Here is a 21,854-nt window from a genome sequence, read left to right on the forward strand (position 1 = left end):
AGTCAGCAAATGTGACGATTTGATTGACATTGATGCTGCTAGAGTACATCAAATTCTGTCATCAAGTCTTTACTAAGTTGTTTCAGGAATCCGTCGCCCCAGTTAGCCTGAGCCTGTCTACGAACAATGTCCTCCCCCAATTCCCAGTAAAAAGCCAGTAAGGTCGAATTTACTTGAACCGCTGCTTTGAGCTGAGTCGACAGTACCTTCTGTTTCAGAGCTTTCAGCCAGTCTTTATATTCTTTATTGAGGCTCAGGTTAACGGTTTGGTTTTGCTTATTCATGAGTGAATCTCGTGTAATACGGCTGAATTCAGTTGCAATACGGCCCTGATTAATGGGGAATTTTCCGCCAGCTATTTTTTTGTTCCATCCCTACCAAGAGCCTTTGTCGTGTGAGAGAATCGGCCCGACATTGAGGGGTTTTTTATAGATCTTCAGCCCTGACATATGGGTTTTGACCCAGATAGGTCGAGGATGATATTTCGCAGACTTTCTTGTGGCTGAGTCAGAGCAAACCCTCTGAAGAAAAGTAAAAAATAGTAGAAAAAACAACGTTTACAAGAATAAAAAAACGAGGTCGTGGAATGGGGGATTCAGGTTTTTACCTTATTCAGCAACTACTTAACGGTTTGACGATAGGTAGTACGTACGCTCTGATCGCTATCGGTTATACCATGGTGTACGGCATTATTGGCATGATCAATTTTGCTCATGGTGAGATCTACATGATTGGCAGTTACATCGCTTTTGCGGTACTGGCCGCGTTAGCGATGATGGGAATAGACAGTGTTTCACTGATGCTGGTTTCCGCCTTTGTCATCAGCATCATTATCACCAGTACCTATGGTTATGCTGTTGAAAGGGTTGCCTATCGGCCCTTGAGAAACAGCAACCGGCTGATTGCCCTTATTTCTGCCATTGGTATGTCTATTTTCCTGCAGAACTATGTCCGTCTTGCCCAGGGGTCAAGGGATATAGCTATGCCTGGCATGATCAGTGGTGGCTGGACTTTTGGTCCTGAAGAGGGTTTTCACGCAACTGTGTCGTACATGCAGTTAATCATCTTTGCGGTGACGTTTATTGCCATGACGGCTCTGACTCTGTTCATCTCCAGGTCAAAAATGGGGCGGGCCTGCAGAGCCTGTGCTGAAGATCTTGGAATGACCGGGCTGCTGGGAATCAACACGCATCAGATTATTTCGATCACTTTTGTTATCGGAGCGGCTCTTGCCGCGGTAGCGGGTGTATTGCTTGGTATGTATTACGGGGTAATCAATCCTCACATCGGTTTTATGGCAGGTCTTAAAGCGTTCACTGCTGCCGTGCTGGGAGGAATCGGAAGTATACCCGGAGCTGTGTTGGGTGGTTTGATTCTCGGCGTCACGGAGGCCTTCACTGCGGGTTACTTCAGTACGGAATATAAGGACGTTGTCGCCTTTAGTCTTCTTGTTCTGATTCTTCTGTTCAGACCCTCAGGTATTCTGGGCAAGCCGGAGGTTGAAAAAGTATGAAATCATTACGCTATACTCCGGCAGTGCTCTCGGCAGTCGTTTTGCTGGTTTTAACCAGCCTGATGATGGGGGTTCGTCTTGAGCCCTCGGGTGTTGGGCTGAAGGTTTCATTAGCTGATCCTTCTTCCCTCTTCTGGATAGCAGCAGGTGTGGCTGTTGTTTTCTTCTTTCAGTTATTCAGAGCGCCAATCGATCAGGGGCTTTCAGGAATAAAACAACAGTTGCCATCTATTAATGCAGCAAAGCTGATCAAAGCAACTGAGAAAAAAGAGGCTAAAACTCTTTTAATCTGCTTTGCAGTAGCAGGATTGATGATCTGGCCATTCTTTGTTTCCAGGGGCGCTGTGGATCTGGCAACTCTGGCTCTGATTTACGTCATGCTGGGACTGGGTCTGAACATTGTGGTGGGGCTGGCTGGTCTTCTTGACCTGGGTTATGTCGGCTTTTATGCCGTCGGTGCCTACAGTTATGCCTTATTGAATCAATATCTGGGCCTCGATTTCTGGAGCAGTCTGGTGTTGGGCGGTTTTCTGGCTGCTTTCTTTGGGTTTATTCTGGGTTTCCCGGTGCTCAGGCTTCGGGGTGATTATCTGGCCATTGTGACTCTGGGCTTTGGTGAAATCATTCGAATCCTGCTCAACAATTGGACGACATTAACCGGTGGTCCCAACGGTATCAGTCAGATTCCGAAACCGACTCTTTTTGGTCTTGAATTTGGACGCAGGGCGAAGGAAGAAGGGAATGTTCCTTTCCACGAATACTTTGGCATTGATTACAGCAGTGAGTACAAGGTGATTTTTCTGTACATACTGGCGGTTTTGCTGGTGATTGCCACGCTTTTTGTGATCAATCGACTGCTCAGAATGCCCATTGGCAGAGCCTGGGAAGCGTTGCGTGAAGACGATATTGCCTGTCGTTCACTGGGATTAAATCCTACGGCCATCAAACTGTCTGCATTCACCATAGGGGCTGCGTTTGCCGGCTTTGCAGGCACCTTCTTTGCTGCCCGTCAAGGTTTTATTAGTCCAGAGTCGTTCACCTTTATTGAGTCCGCCATCATTCTGGCCATTGTCGTACTGGGCGGAATGGGGTCTCAGGTCGGTGTCATTCTTGCCGCTGTGATTATGACCGTTTTGCCTGAGTTTGCCCGTGAATTCCAAGAATACCGGATGCTGATGTTCGGGTTAATGATGGTCTGTATGATGGTATGGCGCCCTGAAGGGCTGATGCCCATGAAGCGGCCTCATATCAAGACTAAATCGAGCAGGTCTGAGTCGGGCAGTCCGGTCAAGACAGCATCATTGGCCGAAAGCGTATAAATGGAGGAATCAGAATGAGTGAATGTTTACTGGACGTTTCTGATCTGAGTATGCGCTTTGGCGGACTACTGGCTGTTGATCAGATGGCGCTGAAAATCCGTCCGGGTGAAATCGTTTCCATGATTGGACCCAATGGTGCCGGCAAAACGACCGTTTTTAACTGCCTTACGGGCTTTTATCAGGCGACAGGTGGTTCTGTTCAATATAAAGGTCAGGCTATCGAGAAGGTACCGGGCTATAAAATAGCCCGGCTTGGTATCGTGAGAACCTTCCAGAATGTGCGTCTGTTTAAGGGCATGACCGTGTTGGAAAACCTTCTGGTTGCTCAGCACCGACATCTGAATACAGGGTTGTTGGCGGGATTGTTTAAAACCCCCGGCTATCGGCGTAGTGAAGAAAAAGCGATGGCGAGGTCTGAGTTCTGGTTGGATAAAGTGGGTCTGACCGAATTTGCCAATCGTGAAGCGGGTAACCTGGCTTATGGACAGCAACGCAGACTGGAGATTGCCCGTTGTATGGTGACTCAGCCCGAGTTATTGATGTTGGATGAACCTGCAGCGGGTCTCAATCCCAATGAGACGGCAGAGCTGGATCAGCTGATTTCAGATCTGCGACGGGATCATGGCGTTACTGTGTTATTGATTGAACATGATATGAAGCTGGTTATGGATATCTCTGACCGGATTTATGTCATCAATCAGGGACGTCCACTGGCGTCAGGTGTGCCGGAGGATATTCGCAACAACCCTGAGGTGATCAGGGCTTATTTGGGTGAGGGATAGCCGTGAGTTTCCGGCTGTCTTGCAAACGTATTTCTGTTATCTTCGATGACTCTTAATAACGGTCAAAATAAATAACAATCAGAATAAATAAAGGGCAGTAGCAGTATGTCAGCACCTGAACCACTTCTCAGCATTCGAAACGTGTCTACCTTCTATGGAAAGATCCAGGCTCTGGATGACGTCAGTGTGGATATCTCGGCAGGTGAGATCGTTACTCTGATAGGCGCCAATGGTGCTGGCAAGTCTTCATTACTGATGACCATTTGTGGTGAACCCCGAGCTGAATCGGGTTCCATACTCTACAAGGGTCAGGAGTTCTCGGGTCGTCCTACCTCCGAAATTATGCGTTCAGGCATTGCTGTTGTCCCGGAAGGACGAAGAATTTTCTCCAGATTGTCTGTTGAAGAAAACCTGACTATGGGCGGTTTTTTTGTCGATGGTGAGCCTTTCCGGAAAAACTATGAACATGTGCTGGAGCTCTTCCCCCGTCTGAAAGAGCGGCTGTACCAGAGAGGTGGTACTATGTCCGGAGGAGAGCAACAGATGCTGGCGATCGCAAGAGCCCTGATGAGCAGCCCGGAATTGCTGTTACTGGATGAGCCCAGTCTCGGACTGGCACCGATTGTTATCCAACAGATTTTTGAAATTATCGAACGTCTCCGGGAAGAAGGTGTTACGGTTTTTCTGGTGGAGCAGAATGCCAACCAGGCTCTGAGACTGGCAGACCGGGGCTATGTTCTGGAAAACGGTCGTATCGTGTTACAGGGTGGCGGTGATGAATTGTTGGCGGATGATGCTGTCCGGAAAGCTTATCTGGGAGCCTGACGCTTTTCTGGCGAAAAACAGCCAATCAGGTAGTCTGGATCATCAAAAGACCGCTCATCTATTCCTGCTTATGGACCCCCAAATGACGAAAACAGGCTCGACACCCGCGGGCATCAGGTTTTTGATGTTTTGCCAGCCATTTGGACGCCGACTCTGATCGCTACACTGGAAAGTGTAATGTTTGAATAGCGATTATGAAGTACGAGGTAAGCATTATGAAAGCTGCGAATGATCGACTGTCCCGTCAGGAAATTGCCCTTTTAACCTGCTCTTTATACAGCCTGATCGGCACCATGTTATGGTTGGTCAAGATGATTCATTGATTGGCTGAGAAGTCGATCTTTCCGATCTGGCTTGGGCCTGTTGTGAGACCCACCGGCTTATCTGACGCCAACATTATGAACACAGATTTATGCCGGATGGGGCTCAGTTTAACAGGATTTTCTGGTAGATATCCTCGACAGAAAACTGTGATTTTATAGATTCAAAATAAATCAATCCGATGGATGTCAGCTTCCTCCTGGTAATAAACCTGCCATTTACCCAGCCTTTCAATATCACATAATGGCGCTCAGAATCGACCATTAAATACTCGCCATTGCAGTGTTTCAATGCTTCTGCATACTCAGTCACTTTATAAGTCTCATCGACGGTTCGGGTTCCATGGCTCATAACTTCAATGATCAGGCAGGCATCCTCACCTGTCGTCTCAGTGGTCAATGATTCATTGCCACAACGTACCCACACGTCAGGGTAGCGGTAACTGACTTCCTTCTGTCCCTTGACCTTTAAACGCATATCCGATGAATACAATTCACAACCTTCTGGCAGTTTGCTATGTAGAAGAGTTGCCAGATTCAAAGTGATCTTATTATGGTTTGCCGTGTCGCCTGCCATAGCGACCACATAGCCACTGTAGTATTCATGACGAATCGTTGAAGTACTTTCGTAATTCAAGTACTCGTCTTCTGTCACGGTATCCATGATTTGTATTGCTTGATGTCTCATATGGGCCCCCATTTGAAGGTTTTTATATAAAAGTCAGCTTAGGTCAGGGCCGGTTCCTGCCCCTGAAAAATAGCGTCCAACGCTTTTCGCTTTTATTCTGCTTCCTGCCATTTTTCGGCGTAAACCAGATCAAGATACTCGTTAAGCAAAATGGTGTTTGGATCGTTTTCCGGACGAGGTTGAACAGGGAGTATTCGATTCAGAATCCGGGGCGCTTCTGCCCCTACGTGCCCGAGGCAACTTTGATACCTTCCATTGAGGCGGTTTACCCGCACCATTGGTACCCACGATCACGGCCAGTCTTGACTCTTTAGAATGAGAACAATGAAAATGGTTGTAAACGATCTGGTTGAGTTGCATAGCCTTAATCTGCTTTGTCTGTGCTGATTAATTGCCTGAATTTAACCTAATCTAGCGGGTTTGCCGGGGCATTGCACTGTTTACTGTTTCAGCAGCGATATCTTGCTTTTGGAGGCCTGTATCTTCAGGGTATGAGCCGTAGCCATTATCAGATCTTAAGCTTTTTTTTGGACAAGGGCTCTTAATCGATTCTGTATTCTTATCTGTGGAAACTGCTTCCGTCAGCGGTAAAGGGCTTTTTCCTCCGGTGATGTGGGACAAGGCTCTGCCAGCACCATTGGATAACCGGTGTTATTTTCCTGCTTACCGGCTCTAAAACTTTACCTTAAATAGGCGATGCAATAAGGGATAAACCGCTGAAGTCTCGCAATTCTGGCGGTAGGCGCATTACACCTTACATACTGGGATTTAAGTGGCAGGGATGGCCAGACAAATGCAGGATTCACAACAATCATCTGATAGAAAATTCAGGCATGGTCTATCGGTCACACTCTTTGTCTGGTTCATGGTTTTGTCGCTGGGACCTATTACGGTGATTGGTTTCAATGAATACCGTCAAGGTAAACAAACCATCGTTCAAAGTCGTTATGAACAGTTGAGTACTGTCAACCAGCTATTGAGTCAGCAAATTAATGATTATTTTGACTCGGTAGTCACCAACCTGTTTATCAAGGCCGGAGTGGCCCGGGAGTTTCTGTCACATCTGATTGAGAGTCGCAAGGCTCTTAAGAAATCACCGGAAATGTTCATTAATTCTGACAGTTATAATCAGATTCTGAATCAGTACTCCAGTGAGTTTGTGGACTTTTTACGTTACTACGATTACTCCGATCTGATTTTGGGGGATACTGAAGGTAATATTCTTTATACCGTGAATGCCTACAGTGATCTGGGCAAAAACCTTTTCATTGGGGCTCTTGCCAATACCTCACTTGCAAAAGCGGCCCGTGAAAGCCTTAAAGAGGTAGTTCCCAAGTATGCTGATGTGACTGCGTATCCACCCATTGGAGATCAGAAGGTCAGTTTCTTTATTCTGCCGCTGGTGGATGAGAAAGAGGAAACAATCGGCTTTCTGGCGGTTCAGATACTGGCTCATAACGTTCAAAACATTTTTGAGAGCGAAAACCAGTTTAGTGATGTTCTGAAATCCTATCTTATTGGTGATGATGGCTACATTCGCTACGGTACAGATCTGGATTCAAGCCAGTCCATGATATTGAAGGCAGATAATATCCTGACTCAGGACTGGTTGGCTCATGTTGATACCGATGGCGTATTCCATGAACTTCATGATCATAACATGGATGATCAAAGTCACGGTCTTGATAGCGATGCAGAGCTGAATGAACTTTTTGGTGGAGAACTCGATCTTCACTCAGATGTCTCCGGCAGTCATAAAGGCGATCAACATTTTCATATCAAGAGCTACACCAATGTCTATCAAGAGAGTGTTCTGGGAACCTTTTATGCCATTGAGGTCGCCGGCACAACTATGGCTCTTATCTCTGAAGTGAGCCAGAAAGATGCCTTTGTCTCTGTTGTTGAGTTCAGAAATCGCCTGATCTATATCACAGCGATTACCGCCCTGATTGTCATTCTGATTGCACTGGTCATTACCCGAAGATTGGTCAGACCGATCAGAACCATCACTGCCTGGGTTAATCGGGTTGCGTCGGGTGATTATGCTCAGGGTGCTGTACTCAGCGGTCACAATGAAATCAGTGACCTTAGTCGCAGCTTCTCTGAGATGACGGAGAAGTTGAGAAATGTTATCAGTGATAACGATCGCAAGAGCTGGCAGCAGGAAGGTCTGGCAGGTTTGAATAACTGCATGAGGGGAGAGCAGGAGCTATCAGAGGTCTGTAAGAACATCGTCTCCTACCTTGCCCGCTACCTGCATATGCAGACAGGTGCCATGTATGTCATGGATGATGAGAAGCGATTGCAGCTGATGGCATCTTTTGCCTGGCAAAAACGCCAGCAGAACAAAAACATTTTTGAGATCGGGGAAGGTCTGGTAGGTCAGGCGGCTTTGGAGAAGCAGGCCATTGAGTTGACCGGCATTCCCGAAGATTACATCAAAATTGAATCGGGATTGGGCAATACGTCTCCCAAAGTGATTATTACCGTACCGCTTGTTTATGAGGGAGAAGTTAAGGGAGTTCTGGAGTTTGCCCTTATCAGGGAGCTGACGCATGAACAGAGGGGCTTTCTCGAAGATGCTCTGGAAAGTGTCGCTATCGGTATTAATTCTGCCCAATACCGTAACCGTGTCAATCAGCTGCTCGAAAAGACCACGCGGCAATCAGAGGCCATGAAAGAGCAGCAAGAAGAGCTGCGTTCTGTCAATGATGAATTGGAAAGCCGGGCCAGAGTGTTGGAAGAGTCCCAGGAGGAGCTAAGAGCCCAGAGTGAGGAGATGCAGAAGTCTAACGCTGAGCTGGAAGAAAAAACCGAGCTTCTTCAGCAACAGAAAGCTGAGATTGAACGAAAAAATCTGGATATTGAGCTTTCAAGAAAAACCCTGGAAGAGAAGGCAGAAGAGCTGGAACAGGCCAGTAAATACAAGTCTGAGTTCCTGGCCAATATGTCCCATGAATTACGGACGCCTTTGAACTCACTTCTCCTTCTGGCACAGATGTTGGCAGATAACGATGAAGGTAACCTTAACGAAGACCAGATTGAATCCGCACAAGTGATCTACAGCGGTGGGAAGGAACTTCTCGATTTGATCAATGATATTCTTGATCTGTCCAAGGTTGAAGCCGGCAAGATGAGTGTCAATCTGGAAGATATGGATATTGAAGAGCTGTGCTCCAGTATGCGGACTTTGTTCAAACCTCTGGCTGAAAACAAGGGACTGGATTTCTCTGTGGATATAGATCCCGGGACGACCAGAGTTATTCTCACCGATAGCCAAAGGGTTATGCAGGTTATCAAAAACTTCCTGTCTAATGCCTTTAAGTTTACGGAACAGGGGGGCGTCTATATCCGGGTATTCAACTCAACCCGTAAGGCAGGTCATGGCTACGAAACCTATGTTGCCTTTGCAGTCAGGGATACCGGGATAGGCATTCCGGAAGAAAAGCAGGATGCCATCTTTGAGGCATTCCAGCAGGCGGATGGTTCAACCAGCAGAAAGTACGGTGGAACCGGGTTAGGTTTGGCAATCTCACGTGAACTGACTTCTATGTTGGGTGGTCATATCGGCATAGAGAGTGCCGAAGGAGAAGGAACAACGTTTACGGTTTATCTGCCTGATAATGCCGTTTGCTCAATTGATGGCGCAAAAGTCACGGCTGACAGTTATTCACCCGCTACCAGTGACGGTTATCAAAAAGCCGCTTCCGCTCCTGCTGAAAAAAAAGCTAAAGCTGACTCGGCTCCTGTGGCTGATAAGCCTCCGATCAAAAAGAAAAGGTCCACAGCTGGAAAGAATATTCTGATCATTGAAGATGATCAGCATTTCTCGGATATCGTCAAACAGCTTTCCGGCAGTCATGGTTATCAATGTCTGGTGGCCGCCAATGGTAAGGAAGGGATTCAGACGGCGATCGAAGAGCAGCCTATGGCCATTATTCTGGATCTTGGCCTGCCAGATATGGATGGTGAAGATGTGCTCAGGCAGTTGCAGAAGAATGCTATGACAAAAGACATACCGGTTCACATCGTTTCGGGACGTGATCCTGATGAGTCAGAGCGACAGGGGGCTGTTGGTTATCTGGTCAAGCCGGTGTCGGTAGGTGACCTGGAAAAGGTTTTCAGCACGCTTAAAACGGCTCTCTCAAAAGATATCCAACATGCTCTGTTATTGGACATTGATGCAGAGAGTCGATCACACCTGGCGAAAATGCTGAGAGAAAAAGGGATGAATATCGCCGAGGCTTCATCCGCTGAAGAAGCCGAACAGTCAATGTCAGAGAATCACTGGCAGTGTCTGGTGATGGATGTCGATTTACCAGACAGCAGTGGACTGGCGTTTTTACAGAAGCTTCAGGAAAAGATGGGCGACAACATGCCATCGATCATCATTCATACCGATAAGAAGTTGTCGGCAGAAGACCAGAAAGAGCTGCAGAAATATACCCGTGCTCTGGTTATGAAGGGGGATTATGCTTCCGAGAGGGTGATGGATGAGATCAGCCTTTTCATTCATTCGATCGAAAAGTCGGCTCCTGCCGAATTAAGGCCTGCAGCTAAGTCGGTGAATAACAAATCCCTTGAAGGTCATAAAATTCTGCTGGTGGATGATGATCTTCGCAACACCTTTGCATTATCCAAGGGCTTGCAGGGAATTGGGTTGGAAGTGGTCATTGCTGATAATGGACAAAACGCCCTCGATAAGCTCGATGAAGAAGAGGGTATTGAGCTGGTGCTGATGGACATCATGATGCCGGTGATGGACGGCTATGAAGCCATGACCAAAATGCGTGAAGTTGACCGGTTTAAGAGTATGCCTGTCATTGCACTGACAGCCAAGGCCATGTCCGATGATAAGGCAAAGTGTATAGAAGCGGGCGCCAATGACTATATGACCAAGCCGGTGGAGATCGACAAACTGGTTGAAATGATGAAGGTCTGGTTATTCAAATGACAGAACCCGGGGATTCGTATCAGGATTTTGAACTGAAGCTACTTCTGAGTGCTGTTCAGGAAAAGTATGGTTACCAGTTTGGCAGCTATGCCAGAGCATCTTTAATCCGCCGTGTCAAAAGACACATGAAGATGTCGGGCGTTCAGCACATCAGTGACTTGATTCCATTGTTTCTTCATGACGAGTCTGCTTTCGCTGTTTTTGTTAAAGATATGTCGGTGGTTGTGACAGAGATGTTCAGGAACCCGGATTTCTTCAAGTCTCTTCGGGAGAACATAGTCCCGATTCTGAAAACCTATCCGTTTATCAAAATCTGGCATGCGGGCTGCGCCAGTGGTCAGGAAGCCTACTCCATGGCTATTCTTCTCGATGAAGAGGGTCTGCTGGATCGCTGTCAGATCTATGCCACAGACTTTAACGATCAGGCATTGCGTCATGCCAAAAGCGGTATCTATCCGGAAGCCGAGATGGCTCTTTATGAGGAGAACTACCGCAAGACAGGAGGCAAGAAAGAGTTATCAGACTACTTTCACAGAGGATATGACTCCGTGAAGTTCAATGGACGACTGGCTGATCATATTACCTTTGCTAATCATAATCTGGTGACGGATGGTGTATTCGGGGAAATGAACCTGATTCTTTGTCGAAATGTACTCATTTATTTCAATCAGGAGCTACAGGATCGGGTGTTGCAACTGCTATTTGACAGTCTCTGTTCCAGAGGTGTGCTCTGTGTTGGCAAGCGGGAAAATATTCTCTTCAGTTCAATCGGTAATCAGCTGGAAGTCACTGATCGGGACCAGCGCATCTACAGAAAGGGTAATTGATGAGCGACGGGGTATTGGTGATAGGAGCCTCAGCCGGAGGGCTTTCAGCACTGGAATCCCTGCTTCTGGAACTGGGAAGCTGTTTTTCGTATCCCGTTATTATTACCAAACACCTGGCGTCCGGTGATGAAGAAGGCTTATCAAAATTTCTGGGGAAAACATCACCACTGCCGGTCAGTATTGCTTATGACAAGCAGAAGATGGTCGACAATCATGTTTACCTGGCTCCTGGTGGTTACCACTTGCAGGTTGAAGATAGGGAAACCCTGAGCCTGAGCATTGATGCCCCGGTCTGCCATTCCAGACCTTCGGTGGATGTCCTCTTTCAATCTGCTGCCGATGTTTTTGGTACACAAGTGGTGGGTGTCCTGTTAACGGGCGCCAATAAAGATGGGGCAGAGGGTGTCAGGGCTGTTAAACAGGCAGGCGGATTAACCATTGTCCAGAATCCCGAAACAGCCGAGGTGCCGACAATGCCCAAATCAGCCATTGCAACCGGTTGTGTGGACCATGTGCTGGACTTGAGTGATATGGCTGTCTGCTTAAAATCCAAGAATTTCAAACCTGAGACATGAATGAGTCAGGAGGGCGGTCATGGATGACAAGCCGAAAGTCAAAATTCTGGTCGTGGATGATCGTCCTGAGAATCTGCTGGCCATGAACAAGCTTCTCAAGCCGTTGGGAGCCGAAATACATAAAGTGGACTCTGGTGAAGCGGCTTTATCAGAAGTGCTTCATCACCATTTTGCGGTGATCCTTCTGGATGTGCAGATGCCGGGCATGGACGGTTTTGAGACGGCGACTTTGCTGCACAGCAACAAGCAGACAGCCAATATTCCTATCATTTTTGTCACCGCCATAAACAAGGATCAGTCCTACATCAGTAAAGGCTATCAGGCGGGTGCGGTTGATTATCTGCCAAAACCCATCAATCCGGATATCTTGTTGGGCAAGGTTAAGGTGTTTCTGCAGCTGGAAGAACAGCGGATTGAGCTAGAGCAAGTCTCAAGGGAGCTTCGCTGGATCAGCCGAAAGAATAAGTTGTTGCTGGATAATGCCGGTGAAGGCATCGCCGGTCTTGATCCCGATGGCAAGATTTCGTTCATCAATCCAACCGCCTGCGCCATGCTTGGAGGAACAGAAGAAAATCTGTTGGGAAAACACATCAGTCAGTTTGTATACGACGCTAAAGGGGAAGAGGCTCTGGAAAAGTGGCAAGAGTCAGAAATACTTGAGAATACGATGGTCGCTGGAGGTGTCTTTCATACATCAGATAGACAACTTTGGACACTTTCCGGAAGCCACTTTGATGCTGAATACAATATGGCGGCTATTGTTAATGACAGGCAGGAAGTGCAGGGTTGCGTTTTATTGTTTCAAGACATTACCGAGCGCAAGAAGCTGGAAAATCAGTTGTTGCTGATGGCGAAGTACGACAGTTTGACAGGGCTGGCTAATCGGACACTGTTCAAAGAGTTTCTGGGTGCTTCATTAGCCAGGAGTCAGAGGCGGAATAAGAGCACTGCTGTCATGTACCTTGATCTGGATCACTTCAAGGAAATTAACGATACCCTTGGGCACGATGCCGGAGATCTTCTGCTGAGAAGTGTGTCACAAAGGTTGCAGGAATGTGTGCGTGAAGGTGACCTGGTTGCCAGGTTAGGGGGGGATGAGTTTGCCATCATTCTGGATGATGTGGCGGAAGCATCGGACGCCAAACTGATTGCTGAGAAGATTCTCACCACAATCCGTGAACCCCACGATCTGAATGGCGAAGCCAGACACGTAGGCACCAGTATCGGAATTGCGACATCAGAAGATACCGGCACTGATGCCGAAGCTCTGCTCAAGGCTGCTGATCAGGCCATGTATGTGGCCAAGAAAAGCGGACGGGATGATTATCGGCTGGCATCTGAGCTCGACAGTGGAGAGAGGGAGCAGGCAGAAGAGGGCAACTAGTGTTCATTGGGAGAAGTGCACCTGAACGCGCTTGCGCTTTCGATGCATGCTTCTATGCTCCGTCAGGGCTTTAGCACTCTTGCAAATCGTCCCGCATCTCCGCGGTCGGCGATCCTCTTCGGCCAAGATTTCGTTACAGGTTGCCTGACCGGTGTGGTATTTGCTTTTGTGAACCGAAAGAGATCGAATATTCTTGCACGTCTTTCCGCACGGGCGCTGCTGGCAATCTTCTTCGAATACCATCTCGTCACAGGTCTGTTGTGCGGTGTGGAATCTTCTTTTGTGATCCGACAGGACTCTGGCATTCTTGCAGACTGTCTCGCAGAGTCGCGGTTGACTATCCTCCCCGAAGACGGTCACGTCACAGGTATGTTGACCATGGTGCTTTACGCTGTTGTTAGACGACAATAACATCTTAGTCTGGGTCTGGTCCAATTGGAATGATTCTGTTGTTTGCTCTGTTTCTGAGGTTCTTGGTGGGGGTGTGGACAGGGTAAACGACATTTCGAAAAGCGACGTTTCATTGGAATATATATTCTGCATAGTATCAGAATGACTTTTGTAGCTATGGCCGTGTCTATTGACCAAATCGGTGCGTGAGCTTTGTCCGGTGATAGCTTCTGTGTGGCTTGTCAAATTTTCCAGGGAATCCAGCTGCGATCGAGCGGGCTCTCTGCCATCAGATGATGATCGGAATTGGCAAACGCCGTAACAGGGGTGGATGAAACAATTCACACCCAAACATCTTCTACAGGCACCCATGAATAAGGGGTGTAAAACAGAGGAGAGTCTTTGGTGGTCAAGATCAGTTTGTAACGAACCAGCAGATGAGTAGCGCAAAGCCATTGCCATGAAATTGATTCAATAAGGGTGGTTTTTACCCCGTAACCGACAAGTTTGTGTCGTTTTTCGTCAAGCGGTAAATCTGATCTTGCATAGCCGTTTGTATCGGTAATGTCTGACGGGCTGTCCGGCCATTTATGCTGGTAATCCTTTACAGAAAAGCTCTGGTTTGTAAAAACTGCATTCTGTTCAAGCTCGACAACAAAACGTTCTGTCAACGGCTCGGCCTGACAGACGACAGACAACAGCTTTAGTAGCAACAGTAGCAACAGTAGCAACAGTAGCAACAGTAGCAACAGTAGCAACAACAGCAGTGCCGTAAAGAGAGAGTTTTTAATAAATCCATCCTTGCATTGTGTTTTACAGAGAGAAAGGATAGATCAAGAGCATATATCTATTTGTCTGTCATTTAGAAAAGAGGCCTCCATTCTGGTCCACATCAACAAACTTGCTTTTTCGATGTTTTTTTTTGTGATTCAACAGGGCTCTGGCATTGTCGCAGAGCTGACCGCATCGTTGAAGTTGGCCGTTCTCCCCGACCACGGTCATGTTGCAGGTTTGTTGTCCGGTGTGGTCTCTTTTTTTGTGATCCGTCAGGGCCGGGGCACTTTTGCAGACCAACCCGCATGGCCGCTGCTGACCATCCTCGCTGACCAGGGGCATATCACAGGTTTTTGGCCCGCTGTGTATTTTTCTCCTGTGATACGACAGGTCTCTGGCATTCTTGCAGAGCATCCCGCATGGCCGCGGCTGGCCATCCTTCCCAACGACAGTTATGCCACAGGTTTTTTGCCCAGTGTGAGCAACTCTTTTGTGACTCGCCAGATTTCTGGCATTTATGCAGAGCATCCCGCATTTGTGCAGCTGGCCATCCTCCCCGACCACCGTCATGTCACAGGTTTTTTGCCCGCTGTGGTATGAGCTTTTGTGAGCCGTAAGAGATATAGCACTTCTCAAGACTTTTCCGCATCGCTGCCGGTGGCCATCCTCACCGATCACGGTCACGATACAGGTTTGTTGCCCACTGTGGTCTCTTCTTTTATGTTCCGACAGGGCTTTAGAACCTCTGCAGATACTTCCGCATGGCCGCGGCTGGCCATCCTGACCGATCAGGGGCACGTCACAGGTTTGTTGCCCACTGTGGTCTCTTCTTTTGTGATCCGACAGGGCTCTGGAACTTTTCCAAATCCTTCCGCATGGCCGCTGCCGGCCATCCTCACCTATCACGATCTCGACACAGGTTCGTTGCCCTTTAGAGACTACCCCTGCACTCATTGAGTCTAAAGCGACCCCGCCTTGAGGGTTGCCATTATTGGCTGGGTTGTCATCAGTACCATGCGCCTGTGGCGGAAATCGTTGACCAAAATCGTATTGGCGTTTAATGGCAAGAATATCATCCCGTATTTCGAAAGGCAGGGTTTGTTGGGGGTGCGTAACCTGTAAAGGATCCAAATGCCCCACGCAACTGAAGCAGTACCCAGTGGCCAAATGGAGGCATGAGCTTCCTGCGAAATTCATCGGCCATTCAGAGGGCTCTGTGTTATCAGATGATGGTCGGAGTTGACAGGTACCATGACAGGGATGGACGAAACAATTCAAACCCAAAGTATGTGGGTGTTGTTGAGGGTCTTCGTTACCGTCCTCATAGTCAGAATGCAGGAGGCTAGCGAAATAGCCTGAAGGGTATGTACTTCTTTGCGGAGCTTGCTGACTGGATGATTTTGTTGGCTGATATGATTGTTGGTTACATCCAGAGCCAAACATGACAGTGATGGTGGCAAATAGGCGATCCTGACTCGACTCTTGTTGTTCAACTTGGTATTGAATTGGGCTAAACAGCCGTGAATAAGGGTTCCAATAGCATTTTAAAAGCCAACCGACACTGACAACCACTTCTGCGAGCATCCCTGAGTGTGGGTTAGAGCTTAAAGGGGTATCTATGGTGCTCAGGATCAGTTCGAAACCAACGAGTAGATTAGTAGCGTATAGCAACTGCCACGAAATCGACTCAATAAGGGGCATTTTTGCTCCGTAATCATACGATTTCTGTCGTTTTTCATCAGGCAGGAAATCTGTTCCTGCACAGCCCCCTGTGTCGGTAATGTGTGATGGGTTGCCAGACAATTTTCGCTGGTCACGCTTTATAGTGAAGCTCCGGTTTGAATTTTGTTGAATCTCAACAAAAATACGTTCTGTCAACGTTTCACCCTGGCAGATGACAGAAAGCGACAATAGCAGCAACATTAGTGTTGCAAAGAGTGAGTGCTCAATAATTCTATCCTTGTATTCTGGTTAACAGAAGGGAAAGATAGATCAAGAAAATGAGAATGTTTTCTGTCAAAAGCCTTTTGTCAAAAATCAGAGCTCTGAAGGGGATAATTTCGAGACAAAGCTTGATATCAAAGGGTGCATAGGTGGCCGACAGCAGGCATTCTGCAAGCCCATTACCTCAAGCAGTCACCTTTCGTGCAACACCCCCCATTCACTGGCAAAGCATCTTAAAACCTCTCTTGGCTGGCATCAATCCCGTATTGACCTTATTGCGCTGGTTATTATTGGCCTTATCCAGATGGGTTCAGTCAACCTGTCCCGTACGGCCCGAACTATGGGGCACGGTACCGGGATCGACTCCGGGCGTGAACGTCTCAAGCGCTTCTTCGCCCGGAGTGACATGGAGCTTGATGATATTGCCAGAAGTGTCGTTGACTGGATGGTACCCGAAGGAAACAGGGTTGTCTGTCCGGATCGCACCAACCGGGAGTTTGACCAGTTCAAAGGCGGCAATCATTCAGCTTGAGTTAATAAGCTTGCAGTTATACCTGCTGGCGAGTACCCACTCTCCCTTTTATATCAAGATTCTTTACAAAATTGTCCCCTGCAGAGATCGACTCGTTATTTATTTACTCTACCTTCTTTAGAGCTGGGGTCATTATTCTGGCTCACATCATCGGGATTGCGTTTTCGATGTTTTCTTTTGTGATTCGTTAGAGCTTGAGTATTCTGGCAGACCTTTCCGCATGGTCGCTGCTGACCATCCTCCCCAACGACGGTCACGTCACAGGTTTTTTCCCCGCCGTGTTGAGTTTTTTTGTGATCAGAGAGAGCCAGAGCATTCCGGCAGATCTTTCCGCAAGGCCGCTGTTGACGATCCTCCCCGACTACGGTCATGTCACAGGCTTTTTTCCCGGTGTGGTATCTTCTTTTGTGATTCGACAGGGCGTAGCCATTCTGGCAGACGGTCCCGCATGGCTGCTGCTGGCCATCCTCCCTGAACATGGTCACATCACAGATTTTTTGCCCGCTGTGGTATTTGCTTTTGTGGGATGACAGAGATTGAGCACTCTTGAAGACTATCCCGCATCGCTGCTGGCCATCCTCTCTGACAACGGTCACATCACAGGTTTTTTGTCCGGTGTGGTATTTGCTTTTGTGAGATGACAGAGATTGAGCACTCTTGAAGACCTTCCCGCATGGTTGAGGCTCGCCATCCTCAACGACTGTGGTCACGTCACAGTTTAGTTGTCCGGTGTGGTTGCTGCTTTTATGATTTGCCAGGGTTTGTGGGTAATGTGCAGTTCTTCCGCGAGGCGCTCCTCCGGGAAGAAGACAAATTGGTACATCATCATTGGCTGGCCAAGTGGTATCAGTTGCATAGACGATCCCTGCATTCACTGTGCAGTGATTGTCTGTATTGTCGCTAATGCCTCCGGCTTGTGGCTGACGCGCTTGCCGCTGAAATAGTTGGCCAGACTCGAATTCGAGTTGAGTGTCAAAGAGATCATCCAATGCTTGTGAAAGCGTAGAATCTCCAACGTTTAAAGGATTCAAATGACTTATGCAACCAAGACAGTGCCCTTGCGGAAAATGGGGGCATGAGATTTCTAAGGAATTCAGTGGCCATTCAGCGGACTCTCTGCTGTCGGATGATGCTCGGAAACTACAAACGCCATTGCAGGGAAAGACATAACAATTTAAACCCAAAGTATGTTGGTGTTGCAGAGGTTCTCCGTCTCCGCTACCGGAGCCTGAATAAAGGAAGCCAGTGAAAGAGCCAGCAGGCTGGATGGTTGCCCCCGGGGCTTGTTGGCCCGATGGTTGTGAAGCCTGGTATTGTTGTTGGCTATGCCCAGAGTCCGGAATCACAGTGATGGTGACAAATGTCTGATCCCCCTGGGTCAGCATAAACGTTGCCTTCTGCTGTTCAATCAGCTTAAACAGTGGGGAGTTGGGATGCCAATAACTTTGTAAAAGCCAACCGACAGCCACAACTACTTCTGCAAGTGCCCATGAGTAAGGAGTGGAGTACAAGGAGGCGTCCGGGGTGGACAGGATCAGTTCGTAACCCACCAGCAGGTGAGTGATGTAATGCCATTGCCAGAAGATTAACTCAACGGTCGTTTTTATCCCGTAAATGAACGAACGTTGTCGTATATTATTAGTCGGCAAAGATGATTTTGTAAAGCCGTTTATATCGGCAATGTCTGAAAAGGGACACCGGTCAGGCTTTATGGAAAAGCTCAGTTTTGGAGATGCTGTTTTCTGTTCAAGTTCGGTAACAAATCGTCCTGTAAACGGTTGTGCATGACAGACGACAAAAAACATCAGTAGCAGCAACAGCGGTGTCGTAAAGGGTGAGTGTTTAATAATTGTGTTCTTGCCTTCTGATTTACAGAGAGGAAGGATAGATCAAGAATATAATTGAGCTTTTCTGTCATTTAGAACTGAGGTCATTGTACTTGGCCGCATCAGCAAGTTTGCGTTTTCGATGTCTTTTTTTGTGATTCGACAGAGCTTGATGATTCTGGCAGACCTTCCCGCATGGCTGTGGCTGGCCATCCTCCCCGAGCATTATCTCGTCACAGGTTTTTTGCCCGCCGTGGATGTTTCTTTTGTGATCCGTCAGAGCCTTGGAACTCTTGCAAAGCTTCCCGCATGGCCGCTGCTGACCATCCTCTCCGACTACGATCATGTCACAGGTTTTTTGTCCGCTGTGCTCTTTTCTTTTGTGATCCGACAGCCTCCAGCTATTCTTGCAGACCTTTCCGCATGGTTGTTGCTGGCCATCCTTCGCGATCAACATCACACCACAGATTTGCTGGCTAGAGTGGACTCTGCTTTTGTGGTAAGTCAGTTCTATAGCATTCCTGAGAACCTCCCCGCATGGCCCTGACTGGCCATCGTTACCGACCACCAGCATGTCACAGGTTTGTTGCCCGGTATGGAGTCTGCCTTTGTGATTCCTCAGGGCTAGCGCATTCTGGCAGACCGTCCCGCATGGCTGCAGTCGGCCATCCTCCCCGATCACGCTCACGTCACAGGCTTTTAGCCCGCTGTGGACTTTACTTTTATGAGACGACAGGACCAAAGCATTCTTGTAGACTTTTCCGCATGGTCGTGGCTGGCCATCCTCTCCAACCAGAGGCACATCACAGGTTTGTTGCCCGCTGTGATCTTTTCTTATGTGAACCGACAAAGCTGTAGCACTCTTGCAAACAATCTCGCATGGTCGTCTCTGGCCATGCTCTCCAATCACAATCAACTTACAGGCCGCTTGCCCGACAGCTTCAGTTTTATAGTCTGCCCCGGCATCCATTGATTTTGAGGCGATCCCGTCTAAGGCGACCCCGTCTAAGGCGACCCCGTCTAAGGCGACCCCGTCTGAAAAGTTCCTGCCATAGGCAGGGTTGCTATCAATGCCTTGCGGCTGTGGATAAACCAGTCGGTCAAATACGCATTGAAGTTGATTGGCAGGGAAATCATCCAATGTTTTTAAAGGCGAGGAATCGCTGGCGTTTAGAGGATCAAAATAGCCAATGCAACGAAGACACTGCGCATTCGTCAAATGGGGGCATGAGCTTTGTCCGGAATTTAGTGACGATTCAGCAAGCCAACTACTATCGGATGATTGTCTGAGTATACAAATGCCACGACAGGGATAGACAAAACAATTTAAATCCAGAGTATGCAAGTCTTCTTGAGGGCCTCTTTTGTCGTCGCCATAGTCAGTATTCAGTGGGCTGTTGAAAGAGGCTTTAGGGTGGGTGGTTGCCCCTGATGGTCTCTGGCCGGATGGTTCTGATGGTGGTAGTGTCCGATGATGTCCAGAGCCAAACATCATAGTGATGGCCAAATCCGGTTTGCCTTCCTGCGCCTGCGTGGATGCTGTCTCTAATTGTTGAATCAGGCCAAACAGAAGTGAATCAAGGTTCAAATAGCTTTTTAAAACCCAACCGACAGCAACAATCACTTCTACAGGTAACGATGAATAAGGGCCGGGGCTTAGAGGAGAGTCTTTGCCGGTCAGGATCAGTTTGTAACCAACCCGCAGATGGGTAGTATAAAGCCATTGCCACAAAGTTGATTCAATTATGGTCGTTTTTACTCCATAGTCGCCAGGTCTGTGTGGTTTATCATCAAGGGAGAAATGTGTTCCTGCATAGCTGTTTGCTTCGGCGATGTCTGACGCGTCGTGCGTCAGTTTTTGCCAGTCACGCTCTGTATAAAAGTGCTGGTTGGTCTGTTCGAGCTCGACAATATAACGTTCTGTCAACGGTTCGCCCCGACAGATAACAAACGGCAGTAGTAGTAAAAATATCGCAAAGAGTGAGTGCTTAATAATTATATCCTTGCATCCTGGCCTACAGAGAGAAAAGATAGATCATGATAATAACCGTGTTTTTCCGTTATTTAGAACTGAGGCCATCATTCCGATCCAGATCAAGAGCCTTGCGTTTTCGATGAGTTTTTTTGTGATCGTACAGGGCTTGAGTATTACTGCAGATTTTCCCGCATGGCCGCTGCAGGCCATCCTTCCCGATGACGGTTACTTCACAGGCTTGTTTATTGCTGTGGGTGCGTCTTTTGTGACTCAACAGGTCCAGAACATTCTTCCAGGTCGTCCCGCATGGTCGTGGCTGGCCATTCTCGCCAACCACGGTCATGCTACAGGCTCGTTGACCGCTGTGAACCTTGCTCTTGTGACTAGACAGAGATAGAGCATTCTTTAGGACAATTCCGCATGGACGCGGCTGGCCATTCTCCCCGACTAATATGACATCACAGGTTTGTTGTCCGGTGTGCTCTTTTCTTTTGTGATCCGACAGTGCGCAAGCGTTCTTGCAGACCTGACCGCATGGCCGCAGCAGACCGTCTTCCCTGACCACGGATACGCCACAGGTTTTTTTCCCACTGTGGGCCATGCTTCTGTGGACGGACAGCGCTTTAGCATTTTTGCAGACCTTCCCGCATGGTCCTTGTTGGCCTTCTTCCCTGACCACTATCACATCACAGGTTTTTTGACCGGTATGTACTCTGCTTTTGTGATCCAACAGGGATCGAACATGCTTGAAGGCCCTACCACATGGCCGTTGCTGACCATTCTTTTGAATCACGGTAACGTCACAGGTCGGTTGCCCGGAAATGTTAGCTGCACAGGCAGCCTCTGCGCTCGTTATATATGCAAGGTTGCAGTGACATTCCGGGCTACTATCACAGCTGCTCGTCTGTGTCTTGGATGGTTGGTCAGAGTCGCATTGTAGCTGAGTGGCAGGGAGGCCATTCAATGCATTGAAAAGCGAGTAGTTTCTTTCGCTTGAAAGATCAAAATAGTCTATGCAACTAATGCATTGTCCTCTCGCTAAATGGCGACATGAGCTCTGTACGCAGCTCAGCGGCGATTCATTGTGCTTTCTGCTATCAGATGATGGTCGGAAACAACAAACGCCATAACAGCGGAAGATGAAACAATTTAAATCCAAAGAATGCAGATTTTGCTGAGGACCATCGTTACCGGCGCCATAGTCAGTATTCAGTGGTCTGTTGAAA

18 protein-coding genes are annotated in these 21,854 nt (G+C 48.0%); 9 read left to right on the forward strand and 9 right to left on the reverse strand.

Annotated elements, in window-relative coordinates; translation table 11 throughout:
• Positions 1–38: 38 nt before the first annotated feature.
• Positions 39–284 (reverse strand): DUF1016 N-terminal domain-containing protein, encoded by a 246-nt coding sequence (locus KDK18_RS11720; protein ID WP_257255090.1) that lies wholly within the window; start codon positions 282–284, stop codon positions 39–41.
• Positions 285–586: 302 nt separating this feature from the next.
• On the opposite strand from KDK18_RS11720, the gene livH reads away from it, so the two are divergent.
• From livH to KDK18_RS11740, 4 genes are all read left to right on the forward strand, one after another.
• Positions 587–1,513 (forward strand): high-affinity branched-chain amino acid ABC transporter permease LivH, encoded by a 927-nt coding sequence (gene livH, locus KDK18_RS11725; RefSeq protein WP_257255091.1) that lies wholly within the window; start codon positions 587–589, stop codon positions 1,511–1,513.
• Complete coding sequence (locus KDK18_RS11730) at positions 1,510–2,832, forward strand: high-affinity branched-chain amino acid ABC transporter permease LivM (protein WP_257255093.1); 1,323 nt, start codon at positions 1,510–1,512, stop codon at positions 2,830–2,832. The genes livH and KDK18_RS11730 overlap by 4 nt, the downstream gene beginning before the upstream one ends.
• A gap of 14 nt (positions 2,833–2,846) precedes the next feature.
• Positions 2,847–3,614: a high-affinity branched-chain amino acid ABC transporter ATP-binding protein LivG gene (gene livG / locus KDK18_RS11735; RefSeq protein ID WP_257255095.1), complete on the forward strand. Its 768-nt coding sequence runs from the start codon at positions 2,847–2,849 to the stop codon at positions 3,612–3,614.
• A gap of 105 nt (positions 3,615–3,719) precedes the next feature.
• On the forward strand, positions 3,720–4,439 hold the full coding sequence (locus KDK18_RS11740) for an ABC transporter ATP-binding protein (protein WP_257255096.1): 720 nt from the start codon (positions 3,720–3,722) through the stop codon (positions 4,437–4,439).
• A gap of 426 nt (positions 4,440–4,865) precedes the next feature.
• On the opposite strand, the gene KDK18_RS11745 is transcribed toward KDK18_RS11740, so the two are convergent.
• Both KDK18_RS11745 and KDK18_RS11750 read right to left on the reverse strand, forming a co-directional pair.
• A complete protein-coding gene (locus KDK18_RS11745) occupies positions 4,866–5,447 on the reverse strand; it encodes a Uma2 family endonuclease (protein ID WP_257255097.1) in 582 nt (193 codons plus the stop codon).
• Positions 5,448–5,539: 92 nt separating this feature from the next.
• On the reverse strand, positions 5,540–5,725 hold the full coding sequence (locus KDK18_RS11750) for a hypothetical protein (RefSeq protein WP_257255099.1): 186 nt from the start codon (positions 5,723–5,725) through the stop codon (positions 5,540–5,542).
• 515 nt (positions 5,726–6,240) lie between these two features.
• On the opposite strand from KDK18_RS11750, the gene KDK18_RS11755 reads away from it, so the two are divergent.
• The 4 genes from KDK18_RS11755 to KDK18_RS11770 are packed head-to-tail and all read left to right on the forward strand — an operon-like array spanning position 6,241 to position 13,187.
• Complete coding sequence (locus tag KDK18_RS11755) at positions 6,241–10,401, forward strand: response regulator (protein WP_257255100.1); 4,161 nt, start codon at positions 6,241–6,243, stop codon at positions 10,399–10,401.
• The gene (locus KDK18_RS11760; protein WP_257255101.1) at positions 10,398–11,228 is read left to right on the forward strand and encodes a protein-glutamate O-methyltransferase CheR; all 831 of its coding nucleotides are present in this window, start codon (positions 10,398–10,400) and stop codon (positions 11,226–11,228) included. The genes KDK18_RS11755 and KDK18_RS11760 overlap by 4 nt, the downstream gene beginning before the upstream one ends.
• On the forward strand, positions 11,228–11,803 hold the full coding sequence (locus KDK18_RS11765) for a chemotaxis protein CheB (RefSeq protein WP_257255102.1): 576 nt from the start codon (positions 11,228–11,230) through the stop codon (positions 11,801–11,803). The genes KDK18_RS11760 and KDK18_RS11765 overlap by 1 nt, the downstream gene beginning before the upstream one ends.
• A 19-nt stretch (positions 11,804–11,822) precedes the next feature.
• A complete protein-coding gene (locus KDK18_RS11770) occupies positions 11,823–13,187 on the forward strand; it encodes a diguanylate cyclase domain-containing protein (protein ID WP_257255104.1) in 1,365 nt (454 codons plus the stop codon).
• A 3-nt stretch (positions 13,188–13,190) separates the two neighbouring features.
• On the opposite strand, the gene KDK18_RS11775 is transcribed toward KDK18_RS11770, so the two are convergent.
• From KDK18_RS11775 to KDK18_RS11785, 3 genes are all read right to left on the reverse strand, one after another.
• Entirely contained in the window at positions 13,191–13,823 is a 633-nt protein-coding gene (locus KDK18_RS11775) for a hypothetical protein (protein WP_257255107.1), read from the reverse strand.
• Between the two features lie 95 nt (positions 13,824–13,918).
• On the reverse strand, positions 13,919–14,335 hold the full coding sequence (locus KDK18_RS11780; protein WP_257255108.1) for a hypothetical protein: 417 nt from the start codon (positions 14,333–14,335) through the stop codon (positions 13,919–13,921).
• Between the two features lie 100 nt (positions 14,336–14,435).
• Entirely contained in the window at positions 14,436–16,229 is a 1,794-nt protein-coding gene (locus tag KDK18_RS11785; RefSeq protein WP_257255109.1) for a hypothetical protein, read from the reverse strand.
• A 370-nt stretch (positions 16,230–16,599) separates the two neighbouring features.
• Here KDK18_RS11785 and KDK18_RS11790 point away from each other — a divergent pair, with 370 nt between their 5' ends.
• Entirely contained in the window at positions 16,600–16,827 is a 228-nt protein-coding gene (locus tag KDK18_RS11790) for a hypothetical protein (protein ID WP_257255110.1), read from the forward strand.
• A 95-nt stretch (positions 16,828–16,922) separates the two neighbouring features.
• Here KDK18_RS11790 and KDK18_RS11795 read toward each other — a convergent pair whose 3' ends face one another.
• The 3 genes from KDK18_RS11795 to KDK18_RS11805 form a co-directional block, all read right to left on the reverse strand.
• A complete protein-coding gene (locus tag KDK18_RS11795; RefSeq protein ID WP_257255111.1) occupies positions 16,923–18,644 on the reverse strand; it encodes a hypothetical protein in 1,722 nt (573 codons plus the stop codon).
• 97 nt (positions 18,645–18,741) lie between these two features.
• A complete protein-coding gene (locus tag KDK18_RS11800; RefSeq protein ID WP_257255112.1) occupies positions 18,742–20,580 on the reverse strand; it encodes a hypothetical protein in 1,839 nt (612 codons plus the stop codon).
• A 133-nt stretch (positions 20,581–20,713) separates the two neighbouring features.
• On the reverse strand, positions 20,714–21,854 hold a 1,141-nt coding region (locus tag KDK18_RS11805), incomplete at its 5' end, for a hypothetical protein (protein ID WP_257255113.1).

This window comes from Endozoicomonas sp. SESOKO3 (assembly GCF_024606255.1).

Excerpts from the sequence above, each read along its gene's own strand:
- KDK18_RS11745 (WP_257255097.1), bottom strand. The coding sequence starts at position 5,447 with ATGAGACATCAAGCAATACAAATCATGGATACCGTGACAGAAGACGAG.
- KDK18_RS11760 (WP_257255101.1), top strand. The coding sequence starts at position 10,398 with ATGACAGAACCCGGGGATTCGTATCAGGATTTTGAACTGAAGCTACTT.
- KDK18_RS11770 (WP_257255104.1), top strand. The coding sequence starts at position 11,823 with ATGGATGACAAGCCGAAAGTCAAAATTCTGGTCGTGGATGATCGTCCT.
- KDK18_RS11750 (WP_257255099.1), bottom strand. The coding sequence starts at position 5,725 with ATGGTGCGGGTAAACCGCCTCAATGGAAGGTATCAAAGTTGCCTCGGG.
- livG (WP_257255095.1), top strand. The coding sequence starts at position 2,847 with ATGAGTGAATGTTTACTGGACGTTTCTGATCTGAGTATGCGCTTTGGC.
- KDK18_RS11730 (WP_257255093.1), top strand. The coding sequence starts at position 1,510 with ATGAAATCATTACGCTATACTCCGGCAGTGCTCTCGGCAGTCGTTTTG.
- livH (WP_257255091.1), top strand. The coding sequence starts at position 587 with ATGGGGGATTCAGGTTTTTACCTTATTCAGCAACTACTTAACGGTTTG.
- KDK18_RS11755 (WP_257255100.1), top strand. The coding sequence starts at position 6,241 with ATGCAGGATTCACAACAATCATCTGATAGAAAATTCAGGCATGGTCTA.
- KDK18_RS11720 (WP_257255090.1), bottom strand. The coding sequence starts at position 284 with ATGAATAAGCAAAACCAAACCGTTAACCTGAGCCTCAATAAAGAATAT.
- KDK18_RS11740 (WP_257255096.1), top strand. The coding sequence starts at position 3,720 with ATGTCAGCACCTGAACCACTTCTCAGCATTCGAAACGTGTCTACCTTC.
- KDK18_RS11765 (WP_257255102.1), top strand. The coding sequence starts at position 11,228 with ATGAGCGACGGGGTATTGGTGATAGGAGCCTCAGCCGGAGGGCTTTCA.
- KDK18_RS11790 (WP_257255110.1), top strand. The coding sequence starts at position 16,600 with ATGGGTTCAGTCAACCTGTCCCGTACGGCCCGAACTATGGGGCACGGT.